The sequence below is a fragment of the Agarivorans litoreus genome (assembly GCF_019649015.1).
Taxonomy (GTDB): domain Bacteria; phylum Pseudomonadota; class Gammaproteobacteria; order Enterobacterales; family Celerinatantimonadaceae; genus Agarivorans; species Agarivorans litoreus.
On sequence record NZ_BLPI01000001.1, the window covers coordinates 829,504 to 847,945 of the forward strand.

Below are 18,442 nucleotides of genomic sequence, written 5' to 3' on the forward strand. Positions count from 1 at the left end.
CCTACTTGATCGCGCCAATGCGATTAAATCGAACACCAGTGGGTATCCATCCCGGTAATACTGAATCTTCAGCACGCTCAAATTCAAAGCTAATCCATATTGCTACTGCTTTACCCACTAAGTGCTCATCAGCAACAAAGCCCCAGTAGCGGCTATCGGTACTGTTATCTCGATTGTCTCCAAAAGCCAAATAGTGGCCCTCGGGCACTATCCACTCGTCTTGAGCTGTGCCGGGTTGCTGATAAAAGTATTGCACACGATCTGGTGCTGCTGGGTTAATTAATATTTCATGTTCAACCTCTGCCAATTGCTCACGATAATTTTCCAGAGGCATCAGACCTTGTTTAAAGCGACCAGACACTTCAAAGTCTAGCGGCACTGGTTTCAACTCGGGGCAAGGTGTGGTTTCACATTTAGCTTGGATAAACAACTGCTTACCACGATAAATCACTCTGTCGCCAGGCAAGCCAACAATGCGCTTAATGTAATCAATACGGGTATCTTGCGGGTACTTAAATACCGCAATATCGCCACGTTCAGGCGAACCAGTTTCAACAATAGTGCTACGAGTAACTGGATCTTTTAAGCCGTAAGCAAACTTTTCAACCAAGATAAAGTCGCCCACTAACAAGGTTGGCATCATCGAGCCGGAGGGTATTTGGAAAGGCTCGTAAATGAACGAGCGCAATACTAACACTATCGCAATAACCGGAAATACCGAACGGCCATTCTCAATCCAGCTCGGCGGTGTAGTTATCTTTTCTTCTGCATCGTTAGGTAACTCACCACCAGCGGCGGTGCGAGCATCTTGTAGTTTCAGCTCGCGCTGCTTCTCCCAGTGAAACTTATCTAAGACCCAAATAATGCCCGTAACCAACGTAGCAATTACCAGAATTAGCGGAAATATTGTGGCCATGTTAATCCTTACCGATATGCAGTACGGCTAAAAACGCTTCTTGAGGCACTTCAACGTTACCTACTTGCTTCATACGTTTTTTACCTTCTTTCTGCTTCGCTAGCAGCTTCTTCTTACGACTTACGTCACCGCCATAACACTTGGCGATTACGTTTTTACGCAGCTGTTTAACCGTTGAACGAGCAATAATGTGCATACCAATAGATGCTTGAATCGCGATATCAAACATTTGGCGCGGAATAAGCTCTTTCATCTTATCAACTACCTGACGCCCACGAGATTCAGAGTGATCTTTGTGAGTAATCAAGGCTAACGCATCAACCCTATCACCGTTAATCATGATATCTACACGCACCATGTTAGCCGCATTAAAGTACTTGAAGTTATAATCCAATGAAGCATAGCCACGACTGGTAGACTTAAGTTTATCGAAGAAATCCAACACCACTTCAGCCATAGGTATTTCGTAAGTTAAGGCAACTTGCTTACCGTGATAAGCCATATTCTTTTGGATGCCGCGCTTTTCCACACACAAGGTAATTACATTACCTAAATATTCTTGAGGAACCAGAATATTTACTTCGGCAATAGGTTCGCGAATCTCTGCAATATTGTTCGTAGGTGGTAACTTAGCAGGGCTATCTACATAGATAACTTCGCCTTTGTTCATCTCTACTTCGTAAATTACGGTTGGTGCGGTAGTGATTAAGTCAAGATCGTATTCACGCTCTAAACGCTCTTGAATGATCTCCATATGCAACATACCTAAGAAGCCACAACGGAAACCAAAACCCAGTGCAGTAGAGTTTTCTGGCTCATAAAATAGCGAAGAGTCATTAAGACTTAGCTTAGCCAAGGCGTCACGAAAGTTTTCATATTCATCAGAGCTGGTTGGGAACAATCCTGCGTATACCTGTGGTTTTACTTTTTTAAAGCCCGGTAAGGCCTCGGTAGCACCGTTTTTCTGGGTAGTTAGGGTATCACCTACTGGCGCGCCCAAGATCTCTTTGATGCCAGCGATTACGTAACCTACTTCACCGGTTTTTAATACACCGGTATTGGTTTGTTTAGGAGTAAAAATACCCACTTCGTTAATCACGTGCGCTTGGCCTGTAGACATTACCGTCATACGCTCGCCCGCTCTTAACTCTCCGCTTTTAATCCGCACCAGCGATACAACGCCTTGGTAGTTATCAAACCACGAATCAATAATAAGCGCCTGTAGCGGAGCCGTATCATCACCTTCTGGTGGCGGTACGTCACGTACAATGGTTTCTAATACATCTTCGATACCTAAGCCAGTTTTAGCTGAACAAACCGTTGCATCGGTGGCATCAATGCCTACGATATCTTCAATTTCTTCGGCTACGCGGTCTGGATCTGCCTGTGGTAAATCAATTTTATTTAGTACTGGAATAACTTCTAAGTCCATTTCCATAGCGGTGTAACAGTTCGCTAAGGTTTGGGCTTCTACGCCTTGCGCAGCGTCAACAACCAGTAAAGCACCTTCACATGCCGCCAGTGAACGTGATACTTCATAAGTGAAGTCAACGTGTCCTGGAGTATCAATAAAGTTAAGCTGATAGGTTTCACCGTCTTTAGCGGTGTAATCCAAGGTTACACTTTGTGCTTTAATGGTAATTCCGCGTTCGCGCTCTAAGTCCATAGAGTCAAGAACCTGCGCTTCCATTTCGCGCGCGCTCAATCCACCACAGTGTTGAATCAGGCGATCAGATAAGGTCGATTTGCCATGGTCGATGTGGGCAATAATCGAAAAATTGCGAATATTCTTATTTATCAAGAGCTTACCTATAAAAAATCATCTATAAGCGAATCAAAATTCGCTTTTCTTAAAAATGCGGCAATGGCGCATTATATCGTTGACGCGGATACTACCACAATCCACTCAGAACCAAAAAAAATGCGTGCTTAAATTGGCAATTGTTTTGCCTTCTCCAAAATCAGAAAACGCCCATTGTTGGGCGTTTTCTAGAAAGAAGCTTATTGCTTAGCAAGCATTTTGGGTCGATAACGTGCATGCCGAGAAAAATAACCAGTGAATCGCCGCACAGTTAAAAAACCAAGCGCTAAACCGGTTAAAGTGCTTAAAGCAATCACCCACTCTCCAGCAATACCTTGTGCGGTAACAACTTTTCCCAGCGCTGCGCCAATAATCAGCATACCTAGCGGTAACAAATACACAATCACTGCACTTTGCAGCATGTTTTTAGCATTTAACGCTAATTCCACATTATCACCCACTTCAACAGCCTCGGTAAGCTTTACCTGAAGTTGATGAACCCGGGTAGGAAAGGCTTTAGCTATGGCGCTATTTCCACAGTTATCGGCACTGGCGCAACTGCCACAAGCGCTTTTGCTTACGCATTCCACCATTGCGTAATTGTCAATCACCTCAACAACTTTGGCTGTTTCGATGATTAAAGCGGGATCACAGGGCCGGTTCAATGGGCTTCTCGAAGTAAGGACCAATGGTTACTGAATCGGCCATTTTTGAGGCGGTTTCTGGTGGAATTTCACCAACAACGGTGATTTCTATACCTTTGCGTACTACTGTATGTAAGCTGGTCGCACCTTGGCGAACCAATTGTTCACGTAAGGGGTTAGTTTTACCAACAGCATTGGCATAAACCGAAATATCAAACAGGCCATCACTAAGTTTTATGTAATCAACCGATTCTGATATCGCCGCCAAGGAATGCTGTTCTTTTTGAGCAACTTTCATCCCTTTTGGTGACCAACCCAAGCGCCAATTAATTTGGTGCTCTTGTTTATCTACCGATTCTTTACCCATAACGGTACTTGGCAACTCCAAGCTGGCCAATTCTGTCATCCATTCACTGGGGTTTTCATATTCAGCCAGCGTTACTGCCATGTGTTGTTCTATCAATTCTCCGTTTTGATCAACTACATCTAAACGCAAAGGCAAGTGAGACGCGTAGTCAATCCATAGGTATAAACCATATAAATCTGATGACTTGGGTACAATGCGCATTACCTGAGCAGGTCTGCCCGCAACACGGCTTTTGCCAGCAATAACCAAGTCATAATTATTTTGTAAATCTTCCAGCTTTACTGCAGATAAGTTGCCAAACATACCAGGCAGACGACTAGACGCCAAACTGTATGGTGATTGGCCCGGCTCAAAAAAAGCTACGGTGCCGTCACGATATACTGCTTCGTTAGCCGGACCATTTAAATATACTCTGTGGGCAACTTCTACCCCATTAACTACACCGTGAATTAAGCGCACGGGTTCTATATGCCCCTGACGAACCACTATATAAGAGAGCTCATACTGACGTTGATGAAAAGCTTGTTGATAATCTTGTAACAAACCCACCGCAGGGCTAGTTTGGCTAACTGAAGTAGCCGCTGCATCAGAGGTGGTTACGGAGGACTCTGCCGAAACAGAAAAAGATGCCAGTAAAAAGATTACTGGCATCGAGATAGTCTTAAAGCGCATAGGCTATTTATTTACTCTACAATTCGTTGCTGGAAGCGATGATCCTGCAAATAAGCGCTAATACGCTTACGCTGTTCCATTATTTCAGCTTCACTTAGCTCGCGAGGCTGCGGGTTAGACTGCAAACTAACCGGCGCTACAGCACCGCCAACAGGTACAGTATTAAATACAGGTAAAGGCTGATCGGCATCATTAGCTTGATACGAGTATTGCTGAACACCAATAATAGCGGCTACCGCAACAGAAGCAGCGATAGCGTATTGCCCTGCGTACTTGAAGAATCGAACTACACGTACCGACGATTCTTTTTGTTCTGTTGCCTGAGGTTTAGGGGCTACAATCGCTGGCTCTTGTTCCAAAGCTGCAGCCACGCCACTAGCAATATCTATATCAATTTGCTTGGGTGTTTCTCCGCGAAGTACATCACCAATTAAATGGTAATTACTCCATTGTTCTGCATGCTCTGGCTCATTGGCTAACAGATCTAACAGTGCTGCGTCGGTTAACTCGTTATCAACCAGTGCGGATAACTGTTCTTTATTTGCCATAATTAGTCATTAATCCCCAAAGTTACCTACTTAAAAGCGGTTGTATTCGCTTTTCAATTGCATCCCTTGCTCGGAAAATCCGTGATCTTACGGTACCGACAGGACAATCCATTACATTCGCAATCTCTTCGTAACTTAAACCATCTATTTCTCGAAGAGTAATTGCAGTGCGCAAATCATCGGGTAGTCCTTCCATTGTAGCAAAAACTACCTCTTTTATTTCATCAGATAACAACAAAGTTTCTGGAGTGTCGGCTTCTTTCAAAGCATCTGCGCCATCATAAAACTCTGCTTCATCAGCATCCACATCATTTGCTGGGGGCCTGCGACCTTGAGCGACAATGTGATTTTTAGCAGTATTTACTGCAATTCGGTATAACCATGTATAAAACGCACTTTCACCTCTAAAGTTTGGAAGTGCACGGTAAGCTTTTATGAACGCATCTTGCGTTACATCGGCCACGTCACCGTGATTCACTATATAGCGTGATATTAGGTTTGCTACCTTGTGTTGATACTTTTGCACCAACAAATTAAATGCCGCCTTATCACCACGTTGTGTCCTTTCGACTAACGTTTGATCTGTCCACTGTTCTGACATCTGTAACTACCGTCCTCCTAATGCTTGAGATTCGGTAGCCTTTTTGGCGGCACATCTCTTCAGACTGCTTGTTTTCAAAAAAGTTCTCTTCCAACCAAATAAAATTTTTGCGCCTCTTTGAGACACTGCAAACTTGCGTAAGTTTCAGTTAAACTAGCTGATACTCCAATTTTTCTTTTAACTACGTATAAGAGCGCATCTAATGGAATACACTAGCGATGTTCTAATAATAGGCAGTGGCGCTGCAGGCTTAACAATGGCCTTAAACTTAGCTGATTATGCCAAAGTCCACGTATTGAGCAAAGGTCCTCTAAAAGAAGGTTCCACATATTACGCCCAAGGAGGCATTGCCGCAGTATTTGATAAGAATGACAGCGTAGAAGAACATGTCAATGACACCTTGATTGCGGGTGACGGCTTATGTGACGAAGCCGCGGTTAAATTTACTGCAGAAAACAGCAAACAATGCATCGACTGGCTAATTAACCTAGGTGTTCCATTTGACCAAGAAACCGCCACCAATGGTGAATCTAAATACCACCTAACTCGCGAAGGTGGGCACAGCCGCCGTCGGATATTGCATGCCGCCGATGCTACAGGAAAAGCGGTGCAAAAAACGTTAGTTCGAGCGGTATTAAGCCATCCAAATATCACTTTACTAGAGCGTTTCAACGCAGTTGATTTAATTACAGAAACTGACAACGAGCAGAAAAAAGTAGTTGGCGCGTATGTTTGGAACCGCAATAAAGAACGAGTAGAAGTGGTTAAAGCCAAGTTTGTTGCCATGGCCACTGGCGGCGCAAGTAAGGTTTACCAATACACCAGCAACCCCGACGTAAGTAGCGGCGATGGCATTGCCATGGCTTGGCGCGCAGGCTGCCGGGTAGGCAATATGGAGTTTAATCAATTCCACCCCACATGTTTATTCCATCCAGAAGCGCGTAATTTCTTACTCACCGAAGCGCTGCGCGGCGAAGGGGCGTTATTGAAACGCCCCGACGGCAGCCGTTTTATGCCAGACTTCGATTCACGTGAAGAACTAGCTCCACGCGATGTAGTTGCTCGAGCTATCGATTATGAAATGAAGCGGCTAGGTGCAGATTGTGTCTATCTCGACATTAGCCACCGCGACAATGAATTTATCGAACTACACTTTCCCACTATTCTCAAGCGCTGCTTAGAACTGGGGATCGACATACGTAAACAGGCAATACCTGTAGTACCCGCTGCCCATTATACTTGCGGTGGAGTAGTTACCAACTTGCAGGGCGAAACAGATTTAGCCAACTTGTATGCTATTGGTGAAGTAGCTTACACAGGTTTACACGGCGCGAATAGAATGGCCAGTAACTCACTGTTGGAATGCGTGGTATTTGCTCGTGCGGCCAGTGAACACATCAAACGACGTCTAGAAGATGTTCAATTGTGCAATACCATTCAGCCCTGGGACGATAGCCAAGTAAGCGATTCTGACGAAGAGGTCATTATTAACCACAACTGGCATGAACTACGGTTATTTATGTGGGACTACGTGGGTATAGTTCGCACTAACAAACGCCTGCAACGCGCCATGCGCCGTATTCACTTACTTCAGCAAGAAATTTTTGAGTATTACTCAAACTTCAAAGTGGGTAATAACTTGTTGGAGCTGCGTAATTTGCTGCAAGTCGCCGAGTTGATAGTTGGCTGTGCAATGCGCAGACATGAAAGCCGAGGCTTACACTACAATCTAGATTACCCAGATAAACTAGATAAAGCCAAACCCACCATTCTCGACCCCAATACCTTCTATCAGGAAGAAGACAACGAAGCGTAATCAAAAAAGGCTTACTAATGTAAGCCTTTTTTGTAAACCTTTTGACAAACTAAAGCTTGGGATCTGCTTTCGGAAAATTAATCACGAAGCACAACTGTCGGTATATGTGTTCAGGCAAACTGTCAGAAAAAATCAGTTTACATTTAGGTACTTGTTGTTCGAACACAATGAGCAAACAACAGCCGAATGCCACTCTTGAGTAACTTGACCATGCGCATTCAATTTGTTCACCTTGTTGGTCAAAAACCACTTTGTCAGGGCTGAAGTACCCACTAGGTTGGTAATGCCACCAATGATTCAATAGCACCGCACTGGTCAAAAATGAAAAAACAACGAGAGGGAATAGTTCTGAATAGAGGATGATAACCATCGCCTGAAAGCACATACTAGCAGCTACTAAAAAAAAGTAACTGCGCGAGCGATCAGCTGAGAAGTTACACTTTGACACGCTTTAAAATTACATCGACCATGGCCGCTAGCTCAGCATCTTCACATTCTTTATGGCCCATAAACCAAGCAAATAAATCAGGATCGTCACAGGCGAGTAGGCGCGTAAAGGTGAGTTTTTGCTCATCGCTTAGTTCATCGTAGGCTTCATCAACAAAGGGCATAAACAAAACGTCTAGCTCTAACATCCCACGACGACAAGCCCATTTTAAACGTGATTTATTTTCCTGCATGTTGTTCCTTGTAGACATGAGTTACACTGGTCAGCATCAACTTATTTCGACCTAAAGCCTTATATAGGGTGCTGTAAAAGTATTGACGAAGATACCATTTCAGCAACAAAATTACACCTTTATAAGCTTGACTTAGCTCTCAACGGAAGCCGAATATGTCTCAACAAACTTTATGTACTCTTCCTCCATTATTAGTTCAGCCATTAGATCAATGGCACTTAGTTAGAGTCAGTGGTGAGGACGCCCAAAGCTATCTACAAGGTCAGCTTAGCTGCGATGTAAATAGCCTATTACCAGGCCAACAAAGCTTGGCAGCACATTGCGATCCTACCGGCAAAATGTGGTCCGTTTTGCGACTACTTCGCTTAGAACAAGATTACCTATACCTGCAACCGAAATCGTTAGCCGAAACGCAATTAAAAGAACTAAAAAAATATGCAGTGTTTTCGAAGGTAAATATTGAAACCGAAACCACACTACATACGGTTGCGGTAATGGGAGCCGAAGCACCTCACTATATTGCTAAGAAATTTGGTGAAGAAATTGCCAGCCATGGCGGCTTAATTGAGCAAGGTATTTGTGTACATATTGACGGCCCAAAACGCCGCTACTTAGTAATCACAGAAGATAACAATTGGGGGACAGATGCCCCCAACAGTGATCTTGATGCCAATGAGCTTTGGCGTGCCCTGCAGATCGTTTCCGGCTTACCCACCATTGAGCAAGCCACTCAGCAGCAATTTATTCCTCAAGCGCTTAACTTGCAGCATTTAAATGCTTTAAGTTTTTCTAAGGGCTGTTATACCGGTCAAGAAACCATTGCTCGAGCCAAGTATCGCGGCGCTAATAAACGCGCTTCGCTACGTTTAGCCGGTCACGGCAATACCCTACCAAAAGCAGGTGATAGACTAGAGCAGCAAATGGGTGACAACTGGCGCGGCAAAGGTACTGTATTACAAGCAGTTCAATTAGAACCGGGTTACGTAGAGCTATTGGCTGTGCTAAACAACGATACCGATGCAGAGGCTAAGTTTCGCTTAGCTGGCGATGAGCAAAGCTTATATACCATCGCTCAACTGCCCTACAGCTTAGTAGACTAAACTAGTATTAAGCGCCTGTAGAGATTGCCAAGCCATGGAATTACACAAACTTATTGATTCGCCCTGTATTAGGCAATGCACCCTTGACGGTGATGATGTTTGTGTTGGCTGCTTTCGCCACCTAGATGAGATTTGCGCTTGGAGTAGTTCTGACAATGCATCTCGAAAAGCGATTTTGCAGCGCTGCGAACAACGCCGAAAACTAGCGCCGCAATGGCAATTTAATCACAGTATTATTAAGCGCTAGAAAGCCAAACTATAGCGATAAAAAAGCCGCAGGACATAGCTCTGCGGCTTTTATTTAACTATCTAAGATTTAACCAAAATCGCCATTCACATAACCGCGAGTACGCTCATCCACTGGCGCATTAAATACTTGTTCGGTATCGCCATGCTCAACCAACTCGCCCATCCAAAAGAAGGCGGTTTTATCTGAAATACGCTTAGCTTGAGCCATTGAGTGCGTCACAATCACAATAGTGAACTTTTTACGCAACTCGTCCATCAACTCTTCAATCTTGTGAGTAGCAATAGGATCTAAGGCACTGGTTGGCTCATCCATCAAAATCACGTCTGGTTGAATCGCAATGGTGCGCGCAATACACAAGCGCTGTTGTTGTCCACCAGATAAACCAAATGCAGGGCTATTTAAGCGATCACTTACTTCATCCCATAAAGCAGCGCTGCGTAGCGCTGTCTCTACCGTTTCATCTAGAATTTTTTTATTGCGAATACCTTGGGCTTTCAAGCCGTAGGCTACATTTTCATAAATGCTCATTGGGAAAGGATTCGCTTTTTGGAATACCATGCCCACCTTCATCCGAAGCGCGGCGACATTGCGATCTTGATAAATGTCTTTGCCTTCGAGCTTTACGTCACCTTTAATGGTTACGTTCTCAATTAAATCGTTCATACGATTTAACGTTCGCAATAAAGTAGATTTACCACAGCCAGAAGGGCCAATTAACGCAGTAACTTTCTTTTCAGGGATCGGTAAGTTAATCCCTTTAAGGGCGTGAGTGTCACCGTAATGTAGGTCTAGTTGGTTAACGTCAAACTTATTCATATCAATCTCTTAGTAAGAAGCTTTGTTGAATCGGCTAGCGATTAGCTTAGTTGTTAGGTTAATAAGCAGTACTAAAACAATCAGTACTGTTGCAGTTGCATAAGCCTGATTCCATTCATGAACGGTGAACAACTCTTGAGTTAATTTGTATAAATGAACCGTTAAAGTTCGACCTGAATCCATCACTGATTCAGGGATGCGAGTAACCATACCCGCGGTTAAGAATACCGGTGCAGACTCACCAATAATTCGACCAGTACTTAAGATAACCGCGGTAACAATGCCCGGCATTGCCGACGGTAGTACTACACGCCAAATGGTATAAATACGTGAGCTTCCCAAACCATAAGAGGCTTCGCGATAAGCTTGAGGCACCGCAATTAGCGCTTCTTCAGTGGTACGAATAATCACTGGCAAAATCAAAATAGCTAGCGTTAAGGCGCCCGACAAAATAGAGAAACCCAAACCTAAAGTAACTACAAAGAAGGTCATACCAAACAAACCGTAAATGATCGACGGTATGCCCGCTAGCGACTCAGTACAGAAGCGAATAACCTTAACTAGTTTACTACCTGGCTTTGCATATTCGGTCAGGTATAAAGCAGTCATAATGCCGATAGGCGCGGCAATTGCGATAGACAATCCAACCATGTAAATAGTTGAAACAATCATCGAGAAAATACCCGATGTTTTGCCAACGGTTGTATAAGCAGAGCTAATAAACTCCCAGCTAACATGGCTTAAACCGTTGCTTAAAATATGCCAAAGCATCCATACCAAGAATAAAATGGTCATGCCAGCTCCGCCCCAAATTAGGCTAAGCGCAATTCTGTCTTCAATACGGCGGCGCATTACTTCACCCTCTTACGGTTTAATACCACTAAGCTGATATTCAAAATCATCACAAATACCAATAAAACAATACCCGTTGAATACAAAGAGCTAGCGTGAATACCAGTAGCATACGACATCTCTAATGCAATATTGGCGGTAAGCGAACGGGCTGAATCTAACAATGAACCAGGCATAGCCGTTGAGTTACCCATCACCATAATAATTGCCATGGTTTCCCCAACTGCGCGAGCTACACCCAGTACTACGCCTGCCAAAATCCCCGAGCGAGCAGCTGGTAACATCACCTTAAAAATGGTGAACATAGGTGAAGCACCTAAAGCATAAGAGCCTTCTTTATAAGTACGAGGAATAGCGCGAATAGACGTTTCTGCAATAGTGATTACGGTAGGTAAAATCATCACCGCCAAAACAATGATGGCAGCTAACAAAGTACTACCAGCAGGAACATTAAACGTTGATTCAATTGCCGGAACAATAATAACCAAACCAAAGAAACCATATACTACCGACGGAATGCCAGCTAGCAGCTCTACGGCAGGGCGAATGATATTTGCCAACCATTTCGGCGCAACTTCAGCTAAGAATATTGCCGTTAGTAAGGCTACTGGCACGCCAATAACTACCGCACCTAAGGCCGATACCACCGACGCAACAACCATGGCACCAATGCCATATAAAGCTGGCGGATACCAATCTACACCAAGTAAGAAGTTAGTTAATCCGGCAAACTGAATGGCCGGTAAGCCCTCAAGCACCAAGAAGTAGCCAATGGTCGCTACCGATAGCACACCAATTAGTGCACTCAGCAAAAACAGCAAGTTAAAGAAACGACCAACCCAGTCGACCTTTTGGGAAGACTGGCTAAGCGCTTCTAATAGCGCAGAATTTTTCAACCCAAATTCTAGAGTTGGAGCAGCAATCGTTTGATTCATTTTAAAATTATTCCAAAATCAACGTACAACAAAGAGGCATTAAACAATGCCTCTTTTCTTCGTTCCAAATGGGAAGCTTAATTAACTTCGATGTAGCCTTCTTCAGCAACAATCGCTTGGCCATCAGTACCCATAATGAAATCTAGGAACTGTTGAGCTTCAGGAGCAGGTTGGTTGTTCACCAACAATACGAATGGACGTGCAATGCCGTAAGAGCCAGATTTGATGTTGTCTTTAGTCGCTGCGGCACCTTCAATAGATACTGCTGCTAAAGAGTCATCAACCGAACCTAAAGAGATGAAACCAATAGCGTAAGGGTTGTTAGCCACTAAAGTTTTAATTGCACCATTACCACTAGCAACCTGTGCACGTGGAGAGATAGCTGTAACAGTTACATCGTTGATTTTACGAGTTAGCCCCATAATGTCTTCAAATGCACCGCGAGTCCCTGAACCTACTTCGCGAGTAACTGCCACGATAGGTTGGTCTGCGCCACCTACGTCTTTCCAGTTATTAATCTCACCCATATAGATTTTTTTAACCTGCTCAATGCTTAAGTCTTTTATCTCATTAGCATTGTTTACAGCTACTGCAATTCCGTCCATTGCCATAACAATTTCTTGAGTTACTTCATTCTTTTCAGAATCTTTAACATCACGAGAAGACATACCAATCATGCTAGTGCCTTCTTTAGCAGCACGAATACCTGCAGAAGAACCAGTACTTTGAACTTCAACAACGTCTTGCTGCGTTGCTTGGTATTTTTCAGCTAATACTTCCATTATTCCCGATACCGAGGTAGAACCCGAAACGGTCACCGTGTTACCCGCAAAAGCGCTAGTAGCAAACAACATAGAAGCAGCACTTAATGCCGTGATTAACTTGGTTTTCATAACATTTCTCTTTGCAATTAAAAATAACAATCAATTTGTCTAAGTCGGGATGCATTGAAACAATCAAATATGACAGATAGATTACAAAAAGAATTAATAGGAGATTTTTTGGATTTATTCTGGAGTTTTTATTTGGATTTTATATTTAAAGCGGTTTTTATGACTAAAATTTAACTAATAAAAGGGCGAACACAGCATTAGCAGTTCGCCCTAAGTATTAAGACCCGCGCCAGCTGCGCACCCTTCCGGTGTCTAAGTGGATAAAACCACTAGTAGGGTAATAGCCCACACCACCTAGTTTTAAATCAAGCGCATGTTGGTGAACCTTAGCTAGAGATTGCCCCTTAACTCGCAGATCTACGGCTTGTCCGGTCATATGAAAGCTTTTTCTGGCAACCCCACCACCGTTTTTACGCAACATCTCATTGGTTGCTGGTGAACGATAGCCGGAAATAATGTCAAAATGCACCTTTCCGCCCAAGCGATCTTGCAGCAAAGCCATTTGCATATATAAGGCCTTATCCATTTCGGTGGCTTCATTACGCCTAAAATCACGTAACAATTGATCCAACTGCCCTACTTCCTTATCTTGAAACTCACCACTTTTCCAAAAACACACCTCACAGCTTTCGTTGGTATGTAAATTGGTCATGCTTAGAAAGCGCTCTCCCGGCAACTCCCTAGCAATACTAGAACTCGCATAGCTTTTTGGTATTCCAAGACCGACTAACCCAGCGCCCAACCCTAACAACAACGACCGCCGTTTTATATTTCGGTCTAACATCAACACTCACTCCAAATGGATCAAAAAACAATCAATTTGGAGAAAAATACCGACAAACAGCCTAAAAAGCAAACAAAGCTCTAGATTTTAGTCATACTATTTGCAAAAGGATCGTTTACAGAAGCCAGCTAATAGTTTGTTTAAACTAGGTTTTCTAGCTCGCTAAAAAAGAATCAACAGAGGCAAAATTATAAATATCTTTTCGATAATGTAGTCCGCCACTGCCATCAAACCAAGAGGTAAAATACACCAAGTAAACCGGTACTTTTTGTTTCAAGGGAACCCATTTAGGCTCACCTTTAGCAATTAAACGTTGTTTATACTGTTCGCTATAACCCGCCTGTTTGAGCAAAGTCTCTGCTAGGTAATCAGCCGCCTCAACCCGCACGCAACCGGAGCTAAAAGCCCGCTGTTGTTCAGAAAACAACTCAGGTGAAGAGGTATCATGTAAATACACTGCAAATTGATTGTCAAAGTGGAACTTATAGGCGCCTAGAGCATTTCCAGGCCCTGGGCGCTGGCGCATACGATAAGGAAAAGCACCAGTGTCTTTAACTCGTGTCCAATCGATTTGCTCACTGGGCACGGCTTGTCCCTGATAATCAAATAACTCAAAACGCTGCTGATCAACATAGCTTGGGTCACGGCGCAGCTTAGGAATAATATCTTTTCGAACAATGGTTCTTGGCACATTCCAATAAGGGTTTATCACCACACTGCTTATTTCGCTAACCAATAAGGGGGTAGCTCTAGAGGCGCGTCCCACTACAACTTTGGATTGAAAAACTTCATTATCGTCGTCTAAGTAAGTCATCTGGTAAGCTGGAACATTAACCATAATCCGCTGCTGATTTGAGCTGAGCATAAAGCGCTCGAGTAACTGCTTACGCAGTAAATTTCTGGCTAACATTTTAGAGCGATTCACAGGCTTAAAGTTTAGCCAATACAGGGTGTCGCTCCCTACTATGCCATCAGCCTTTAAACCATGCTGCGTTTGGAAACGCTTTAACGCAATTACAGTGTCTGCATCCATAGTATCTAATTGCAAATCAACAAACTGATTAGCGATATCAAACTCAGCAAGACGCTGGCGAATTAAGGGCACCCGCCAATCGCGACTGTTTAAGCTAATCAGCGGTCCACTTGCAATATTCACTTGTTGTTTTCGCTGCTGTTGCACATTTAACCAATGCAAAATCTGCTGGCGATAACGCAAACGCTCAATATTCAGTTCACCGCGCATACTACTTAACTGCTGATATAAATCTTCTCGGCTTAAGTGAGCCAGCCAAGGCTCATCAATTAGTATCACCAAAGGTGTAGAAGTGATGTTATTTAAGGCCATACTTTGGGCATAATCTAAACCCATTAACTGCTGGCAAAATGCCATTAAGCCCAAAAAGGCATCGGTATATAAGGCTTCCCACTGCGGGTTATCGTTATTTATCGCATTTATTTGCGCCAGCCAATCACTTAACTGCTTTGGACCACCGGCTAAACTAAATTCCAACAACATCCACTGCAGTTGGTCACGGGTATTTCTCGCCTTCGGGTAACCATACCAAAGTGAATCGGGATGAAAATATTGAATAGATTGTTGAAGTTCTGGATAACGAACTTGGTAGTCTTCTGCCTTAAGTACCAAGGCTGACTCTCTTCCCGCTTCATCTGGCCAACTTAAGCGACTTAATAAGCGCTCGCCTACACCTAATTCGCTATGTGGGGGGGTATCTATTCCCTTAATAGCCACTTGAGAAATATCGGTATTAAGATGAGTTTGATTGGCTTGTGTAAATACATTGCTGGTTTGCTCGTTAGGCCCGAGCAAGCTTACCGTTGCATGAACATGCAAACTAAAACAACTTACAAAAATCCCCAACAACAACCTGCTCACTGGCTACTCCAACACCACATAACACCCTTTAAGCTTAGTGTCTAACGGGCATTAGCAGCACAAAAAAAATGACAATTTGATGTCACGTCTTTAAGTTATTGAGATCATTTAGAAAGAAGAATCGGGCTCCGCCAAGAAAGCAAGCTCTTCAGCGTTAGACTCTCTGCCAAGTATTTGATTGCGGTGTGGGTAGCGTCCAAAACGGTCGATGATTGCTTTGTGTTTTAGCTCAAACTGATAGTGTTGCTCAAGCCCTGGCGCTTTAAACAACAGCTCTGCCTGCTGGTGAATAACTAGGGATTCGCTATGCATATACCCGTGATCATTGAAGGTGATTGATTTTTTCGTCAATGAGGATCATGCTACACACCATGAAAATTATACTGACTCCTCAACAGAAACAGCAACTCGAGCAGATGCATGATTCCACTCGCGATGGTCGAGTGCGAGACCGTATCAAAGCGGTATTACTTGCTTCTGAAGGTTGGAGTCAGGTGATGATTTCTCAAGCCCTTCGCATCCACGAGTCGACAGTCGCTCGACATCTCAGCGACTATGTTCTTTCTGAAAAACTTAAGCCCGAAAATGGCGGAAGCCAAAGTAAACTTTCTGCTACTCAAACCATGCACCTAATCGAGCATTTGACCGAGAAAACCTATTCTCACACTCATCAAGTTGTCGCCTACGTTAAAGAGACATTTGGACTTGATTATACGGTTTCTGGTATGAACAAGTGGCTTCATCACAATGGTTTTAGCTACAAGCAACCGAAAGGCGTTCCACACAAGTTTGATGAGACAAAACAACGGGCGTTCATCGAAGCTTATGAAGCTCTAAAGACAAGCTGTGGCGAGGATGAATCGATATTGTTTATCGATGCCGTTCACCCGACGCTATCGACCAAAATCACCCATGGCTGGATACGTACAGGCCAAGAAAAAGTGATTGAAACAACGGGCAACCGTAGTCGGTTAAACCTTATTGGCGCACTGAATTTATCCGATATTGGAGCGACGATTGTTAGCGATTACGAAAGCATTAACAGTGAAAATATTGTTCGTTTTTTCTGTAAGCTCAGAGAGAGTTACCCGTTAGGCCATAAGCTTCATATCATTTTAGATGGTGCGGGATATCACCGTAGTAACTTAGTCAAAGATGCCGCGTTTGTCCTTAATATTGAATTGCATTACCTCCCACCTTACAGTCCAAACCTCAACCCAATAGAGCGGTTATGGAAGGTAATGAACGAGAAGTCGAGAAACAACGTTTATTTCAAAAATAAACGAGACTTTAAGGCGGCGATAGACCAATTTTTTTCTGTGACTCTTCAGGAGATCGCAGGCTCCTTGGCATCTCGAGTGAACGATAATTTTCAGGTACTCAAGCCTGCATCTTCAAGTTGATTGGGTATATACGGTATATATAAAAAGCTTCGCTGGCTTAGATTAAGCTGCTGATCAAACCCTTTTGCTACTGCTTGCTGCGCGAGGCATAACGCTAAAGAATCATTAGCAAAAGCATCAGCTTGACCACGATGAATATTTCTTGAGAACTGATCCAATATTATGATTTCGGCTAAGCTTGCTTGCGCTTGCTCACGCCAACTAAATAACTCGCCACTGGCAGCTTGTTGCAACAGAGCAGAAAACTGATTACTTATTAGCTCATCAAGCTTTGCGTCTACGCTAAACCACTGTTGTGGGCTTAACTGTTCAAACCAAAAATCTAAAACATCTTGATAAGCCATACTTACCTCTTTGTTCACTGGCTAACAGCCGCAGTCGCCTTGTAAGTTCCACTGGCATTGCTGGTAGTTTTCGAAAGTGGAAATTTGACTTATATACCCTACAACTTCACAGCCTTGTTCTCCCCAAGTACAGCCAGGGCGAACTTGATTTTCTACTGTTATGGCTGTCGCTTGGTAGCGAAAAGTCTGAGCTAAACTCGATCCAGCTTGGGTTAACAAAGGGCTCTCTTTTGCTCCCCATAAACTCACTAGCTTGCCTTGGCGCATCATAATGGCATGAGTTCCATCGAGATCAGTTTGCAACACAATGTCTGGACGAATCGGAAGATTGGAAGGGAAATAGTAACTACAACCACATCCCCATTGTTGCTCAGCCACTGGAATAGCTTGCAACTCACAGGCATAAGTAACACTACTTAACATGGTTAATAATGCGGTGCAGAATCCAACAACAAACTTATTCATAACCATCCAAAGGCGTTAAGGTATAAGCGCAGCGACGCGAGCCTGCAACAATGTGCTCGGTGCGCTCTACCTTGCATTCACTAAACAGCTTCTGCAGCATGTCTAGTTCAGACCGGCATAAACCTTGGCATTCGGTAGCAGCAATACAAATAGGGCAATGATCTTCAACAAACAGGTAAGCACTTTGCTGACGTTGCCAATTAGCCATATAACCTTCTTGGCTACGCTTATTGCTCAAAAGCGCTAACTTGTCGGCAATGCTGCTAATGCCATCCATCGCTTGCTGATAAGCATTAAAACTTTGTTGCTCACGATGACTAACCAATTGCTCTAAGCCAGACTCACCGAATACCTGCTTCACCGCGCCAATTAGCTGAACACTTAAGTCGCTGTGGCAATCAGGAAAGCGTCCATGGCCTTTATCGGTTAACTGCCAATATCGAGTAGGCCGACCTACTTTTACTTTTTTGTCGAAATGTTCAATTAAGCCATCACTTTCCAAACTTTGTAGGTGCTGGCGCACCCCCATGGTTGTGATATCAAGCTGCTCGGCTAACATCTTTACCGTAAGCCCGCCCTGGCTTTTAATTCGATATAAGATGTTATCTGTGGTTTTCATGCAATTGTCCTGCGCCTTTATTAAGCACATTATTGTCATTGC

20 protein-coding genes and 1 pseudogene are annotated in these 18,442 nt (G+C 43.7%); 4 read left to right on the top strand and 17 right to left on the bottom strand.

What is annotated here, in order from left to right; all coding sequences use genetic code 11:
- Window position 1 precedes the first annotated feature (1 nt).
- From lepB to rpoE, 6 genes are all read right to left on the bottom strand, one after another.
- Window positions 2-916, bottom strand: a complete 915-nt coding sequence (gene lepB, locus K5L93_RS03800; RefSeq protein WP_220718533.1) for a signal peptidase I — start codon at window positions 914-916, stop codon at window positions 2-4.
- A gap of 1 nt (window position 917) precedes the next feature.
- Window positions 918-2,717 (bottom strand): translation elongation factor 4, encoded by a 1,800-nt coding sequence (gene lepA / locus K5L93_RS03805; RefSeq protein ID WP_220718534.1) that lies wholly within the window; start codon window positions 2,715-2,717, stop codon window positions 918-920.
- Window positions 2,718-2,917: 200 nt separating this feature from the next.
- Window positions 2,918-3,328 (bottom strand): SoxR reducing system RseC family protein, encoded by a 411-nt coding sequence (locus K5L93_RS03810; RefSeq protein ID WP_220718535.1) that lies wholly within the window; start codon window positions 3,326-3,328, stop codon window positions 2,918-2,920.
- A gap of 37 nt (window positions 3,329-3,365) precedes the next feature.
- Window positions 3,366-4,379 carry a MucB/RseB C-terminal domain-containing protein gene (locus K5L93_RS03815; RefSeq protein ID WP_220718536.1) on the bottom strand — a complete coding sequence of 338 codons (1,014 nt, stop codon included), beginning with the start codon at window positions 4,377-4,379 and terminating at the stop codon, window positions 3,366-3,368.
- A 32-nt stretch (window positions 4,380-4,411) separates the two neighbouring features.
- Window positions 4,412-4,948 carry a sigma-E factor negative regulatory protein gene (locus K5L93_RS03820; RefSeq protein ID WP_220718537.1) on the bottom strand — a complete coding sequence of 179 codons (537 nt, stop codon included), beginning with the start codon at window positions 4,946-4,948 and terminating at the stop codon, window positions 4,412-4,414.
- Between the two features lie 22 nt (window positions 4,949-4,970).
- Window positions 4,971-5,549 (bottom strand): RNA polymerase sigma factor RpoE, encoded by a 579-nt coding sequence (gene rpoE, locus K5L93_RS03825; RefSeq protein ID WP_220718538.1) that lies wholly within the window; start codon window positions 5,547-5,549, stop codon window positions 4,971-4,973.
- Window positions 5,550-5,751: 202 nt separating this feature from the next.
- Between rpoE and nadB the strand changes: the two genes are divergently transcribed.
- Entirely contained in the window at window positions 5,752-7,365 is a 1,614-nt protein-coding gene (gene nadB / locus K5L93_RS03830) for an L-aspartate oxidase (protein ID WP_220718539.1), read from the top strand.
- Window positions 7,366-7,799: 434 nt separating this feature from the next.
- Here nadB and K5L93_RS03835 read toward each other — a convergent pair whose 3' ends face one another.
- The gene (locus K5L93_RS03835) at window positions 7,800-8,045 is read right to left on the bottom strand and encodes an FAD assembly factor SdhE (RefSeq protein ID WP_220718540.1); all 246 of its coding nucleotides are present in this window, start codon (window positions 8,043-8,045) and stop codon (window positions 7,800-7,802) included.
- Between the two features lie 155 nt (window positions 8,046-8,200).
- On the opposite strand from K5L93_RS03835, the gene ygfZ reads away from it, so the two are divergent.
- Together ygfZ and K5L93_RS03845 are read left to right on the top strand one after the other, a co-directional pair.
- On the top strand, window positions 8,201-9,145 hold the full coding sequence (ygfZ, locus tag K5L93_RS03840) for a tRNA-modifying protein YgfZ (protein ID WP_220718541.1): 945 nt from the start codon (window positions 8,201-8,203) through the stop codon (window positions 9,143-9,145).
- A gap of 34 nt (window positions 9,146-9,179) precedes the next feature.
- Entirely contained in the window at window positions 9,180-9,392 is a 213-nt protein-coding gene (locus K5L93_RS03845; protein ID WP_220718542.1) for a DUF1289 domain-containing protein, read from the top strand.
- Between the two features lie 69 nt (window positions 9,393-9,461).
- On the opposite strand, the gene pstB is transcribed toward K5L93_RS03845, so the two are convergent.
- The 7 genes and pseudogenes from pstB to K5L93_RS03880 all read right to left on the bottom strand — a co-directional run.
- Complete coding sequence (gene pstB, locus K5L93_RS03850; protein ID WP_220718543.1) at window positions 9,462-10,211, bottom strand: phosphate ABC transporter ATP-binding protein PstB; 750 nt, start codon at window positions 10,209-10,211, stop codon at window positions 9,462-9,464.
- A 9-nt stretch (window positions 10,212-10,220) separates the two neighbouring features.
- The gene (pstA, locus tag K5L93_RS03855) at window positions 10,221-11,063 is read right to left on the bottom strand and encodes a phosphate ABC transporter permease PstA (RefSeq protein WP_016402867.1); all 843 of its coding nucleotides are present in this window, start codon (window positions 11,061-11,063) and stop codon (window positions 10,221-10,223) included.
- A complete protein-coding gene (gene pstC, locus K5L93_RS03860) occupies window positions 11,063-11,998 on the bottom strand; it encodes a phosphate ABC transporter permease subunit PstC (protein ID WP_220718544.1) in 936 nt (311 codons plus the stop codon). The genes pstA and pstC overlap by 1 nt, the downstream gene beginning before the upstream one ends.
- A 77-nt stretch (window positions 11,999-12,075) precedes the next feature.
- Complete coding sequence (locus K5L93_RS03865) at window positions 12,076-12,891, bottom strand: phosphate ABC transporter substrate-binding protein (protein ID WP_220718545.1); 816 nt, start codon at window positions 12,889-12,891, stop codon at window positions 12,076-12,078.
- A 217-nt stretch (window positions 12,892-13,108) separates the two neighbouring features.
- Complete coding sequence (gene mepK, locus K5L93_RS03870) at window positions 13,109-13,675, bottom strand: peptidoglycan L,D-endopeptidase MepK (RefSeq protein WP_246614975.1); 567 nt, start codon at window positions 13,673-13,675, stop codon at window positions 13,109-13,111.
- A 154-nt stretch (window positions 13,676-13,829) separates the two neighbouring features.
- Window positions 13,830-15,569 (bottom strand): L,D-transpeptidase family protein, encoded by a 1,740-nt coding sequence (locus tag K5L93_RS03875; RefSeq protein WP_220718546.1) that lies wholly within the window; start codon window positions 15,567-15,569, stop codon window positions 13,830-13,832.
- A gap of 108 nt (window positions 15,570-15,677) precedes the next feature.
- Window positions 15,678-15,911 (bottom strand): annotated as a pseudogene (locus K5L93_RS03880) (DUF924 family protein); the annotation flags it as partial.
- A 29-nt stretch (window positions 15,912-15,940) separates the two neighbouring features.
- Here K5L93_RS03880 and K5L93_RS03885 point away from each other — a divergent pair.
- Window positions 15,941-16,972: an IS630 family transposase gene (locus K5L93_RS03885; RefSeq protein WP_220718548.1), complete on the top strand. Its 1,032-nt coding sequence runs from the start codon at window positions 15,941-15,943 to the stop codon at window positions 16,970-16,972.
- Here the strand turns inward: K5L93_RS03885 and K5L93_RS03890 are convergent.
- From K5L93_RS03890 to K5L93_RS03900, 3 genes are read right to left on the bottom strand one after another with little or no spacing between them, the layout of a single operon-like run.
- Complete coding sequence (locus K5L93_RS03890; protein WP_246614976.1) at window positions 16,942-17,316, bottom strand: DUF924 family protein; 375 nt, start codon at window positions 17,314-17,316, stop codon at window positions 16,942-16,944. The two genes, K5L93_RS03885 and K5L93_RS03890, sit on opposite strands and share 31 nt — an antisense overlap.
- A gap of 21 nt (window positions 17,317-17,337) precedes the next feature.
- Window positions 17,338-17,781 (bottom strand): hypothetical protein, encoded by a 444-nt coding sequence (locus K5L93_RS03895; protein ID WP_220718549.1) that lies wholly within the window; start codon window positions 17,779-17,781, stop codon window positions 17,338-17,340.
- Window positions 17,774-18,400 carry a helix-turn-helix transcriptional regulator gene (locus K5L93_RS03900; RefSeq protein WP_220718550.1) on the bottom strand — a complete coding sequence of 209 codons (627 nt, stop codon included), beginning with the start codon at window positions 18,398-18,400 and terminating at the stop codon, window positions 17,774-17,776. Before K5L93_RS03900 ends, K5L93_RS03895 begins: the two co-directional genes overlap by 8 nt.
- Between the last annotated feature and the right edge of the window lie 42 nt (window positions 18,401-18,442).

Coding starts and splice junctions, on each gene's coding strand:
- pstC (WP_220718544.1), bottom strand. CDS start 11,998: ATGAATCAAACGATTGCTGCTCCAACTCTAGAATTTGGGTTGAAAAAT.
- K5L93_RS03820 (WP_220718537.1), bottom strand. CDS start 4,948: ATGGCAAATAAAGAACAGTTATCCGCACTGGTTGATAACGAGTTAACC.
- K5L93_RS03900 (WP_220718550.1), bottom strand. CDS start 18,400: ATGAAAACCACAGATAACATCTTATATCGAATTAAAAGCCAGGGCGGG.
- pstA (WP_016402867.1), bottom strand. CDS start 11,063: ATGCGCCGCCGTATTGAAGACAGAATTGCGCTTAGCCTAATTTGGGGC.
- ygfZ (WP_220718541.1), top strand. CDS start 8,201: ATGTCTCAACAAACTTTATGTACTCTTCCTCCATTATTAGTTCAGCCA.
- K5L93_RS03835 (WP_220718540.1), bottom strand. CDS start 8,045: ATGCAGGAAAATAAATCACGTTTAAAATGGGCTTGTCGTCGTGGGATG.
- pstB (WP_220718543.1), bottom strand. CDS start 10,211: ATGAATAAGTTTGACGTTAACCAACTAGACCTACATTACGGTGACACT.
- rpoE (WP_220718538.1), bottom strand. CDS start 5,549: ATGTCAGAACAGTGGACAGATCAAACGTTAGTCGAAAGGACACAACGT.
- K5L93_RS03865 (WP_220718545.1), bottom strand. CDS start 12,891: ATGAAAACCAAGTTAATCACGGCATTAAGTGCTGCTTCTATGTTGTTT.
- K5L93_RS03885 (WP_220718548.1), top strand. CDS start 15,941: ATGAAAATTATACTGACTCCTCAACAGAAACAGCAACTCGAGCAGATG.
- mepK (WP_246614975.1), bottom strand. CDS start 13,675: ATGTTAGACCGAAATATAAAACGGCGGTCGTTGTTGTTAGGGTTGGGC.
- nadB (WP_220718539.1), top strand. CDS start 5,752: ATGGAATACACTAGCGATGTTCTAATAATAGGCAGTGGCGCTGCAGGC.
- K5L93_RS03890 (WP_246614976.1), bottom strand. CDS start 17,316: ATGGCTTATCAAGATGTTTTAGATTTTTGGTTTGAACAGTTAAGCCCA.
- K5L93_RS03845 (WP_220718542.1), top strand. CDS start 9,180: ATGGAATTACACAAACTTATTGATTCGCCCTGTATTAGGCAATGCACC.
- K5L93_RS03815 (WP_220718536.1), bottom strand. CDS start 4,379: ATGCCAGTAATCTTTTTACTGGCATCTTTTTCTGTTTCGGCAGAGTCC.
- K5L93_RS03895 (WP_220718549.1), bottom strand. CDS start 17,781: ATGAATAAGTTTGTTGTTGGATTCTGCACCGCATTATTAACCATGTTA.
- lepB (WP_220718533.1), bottom strand. CDS start 916: ATGGCCACAATATTTCCGCTAATTCTGGTAATTGCTACGTTGGTTACG.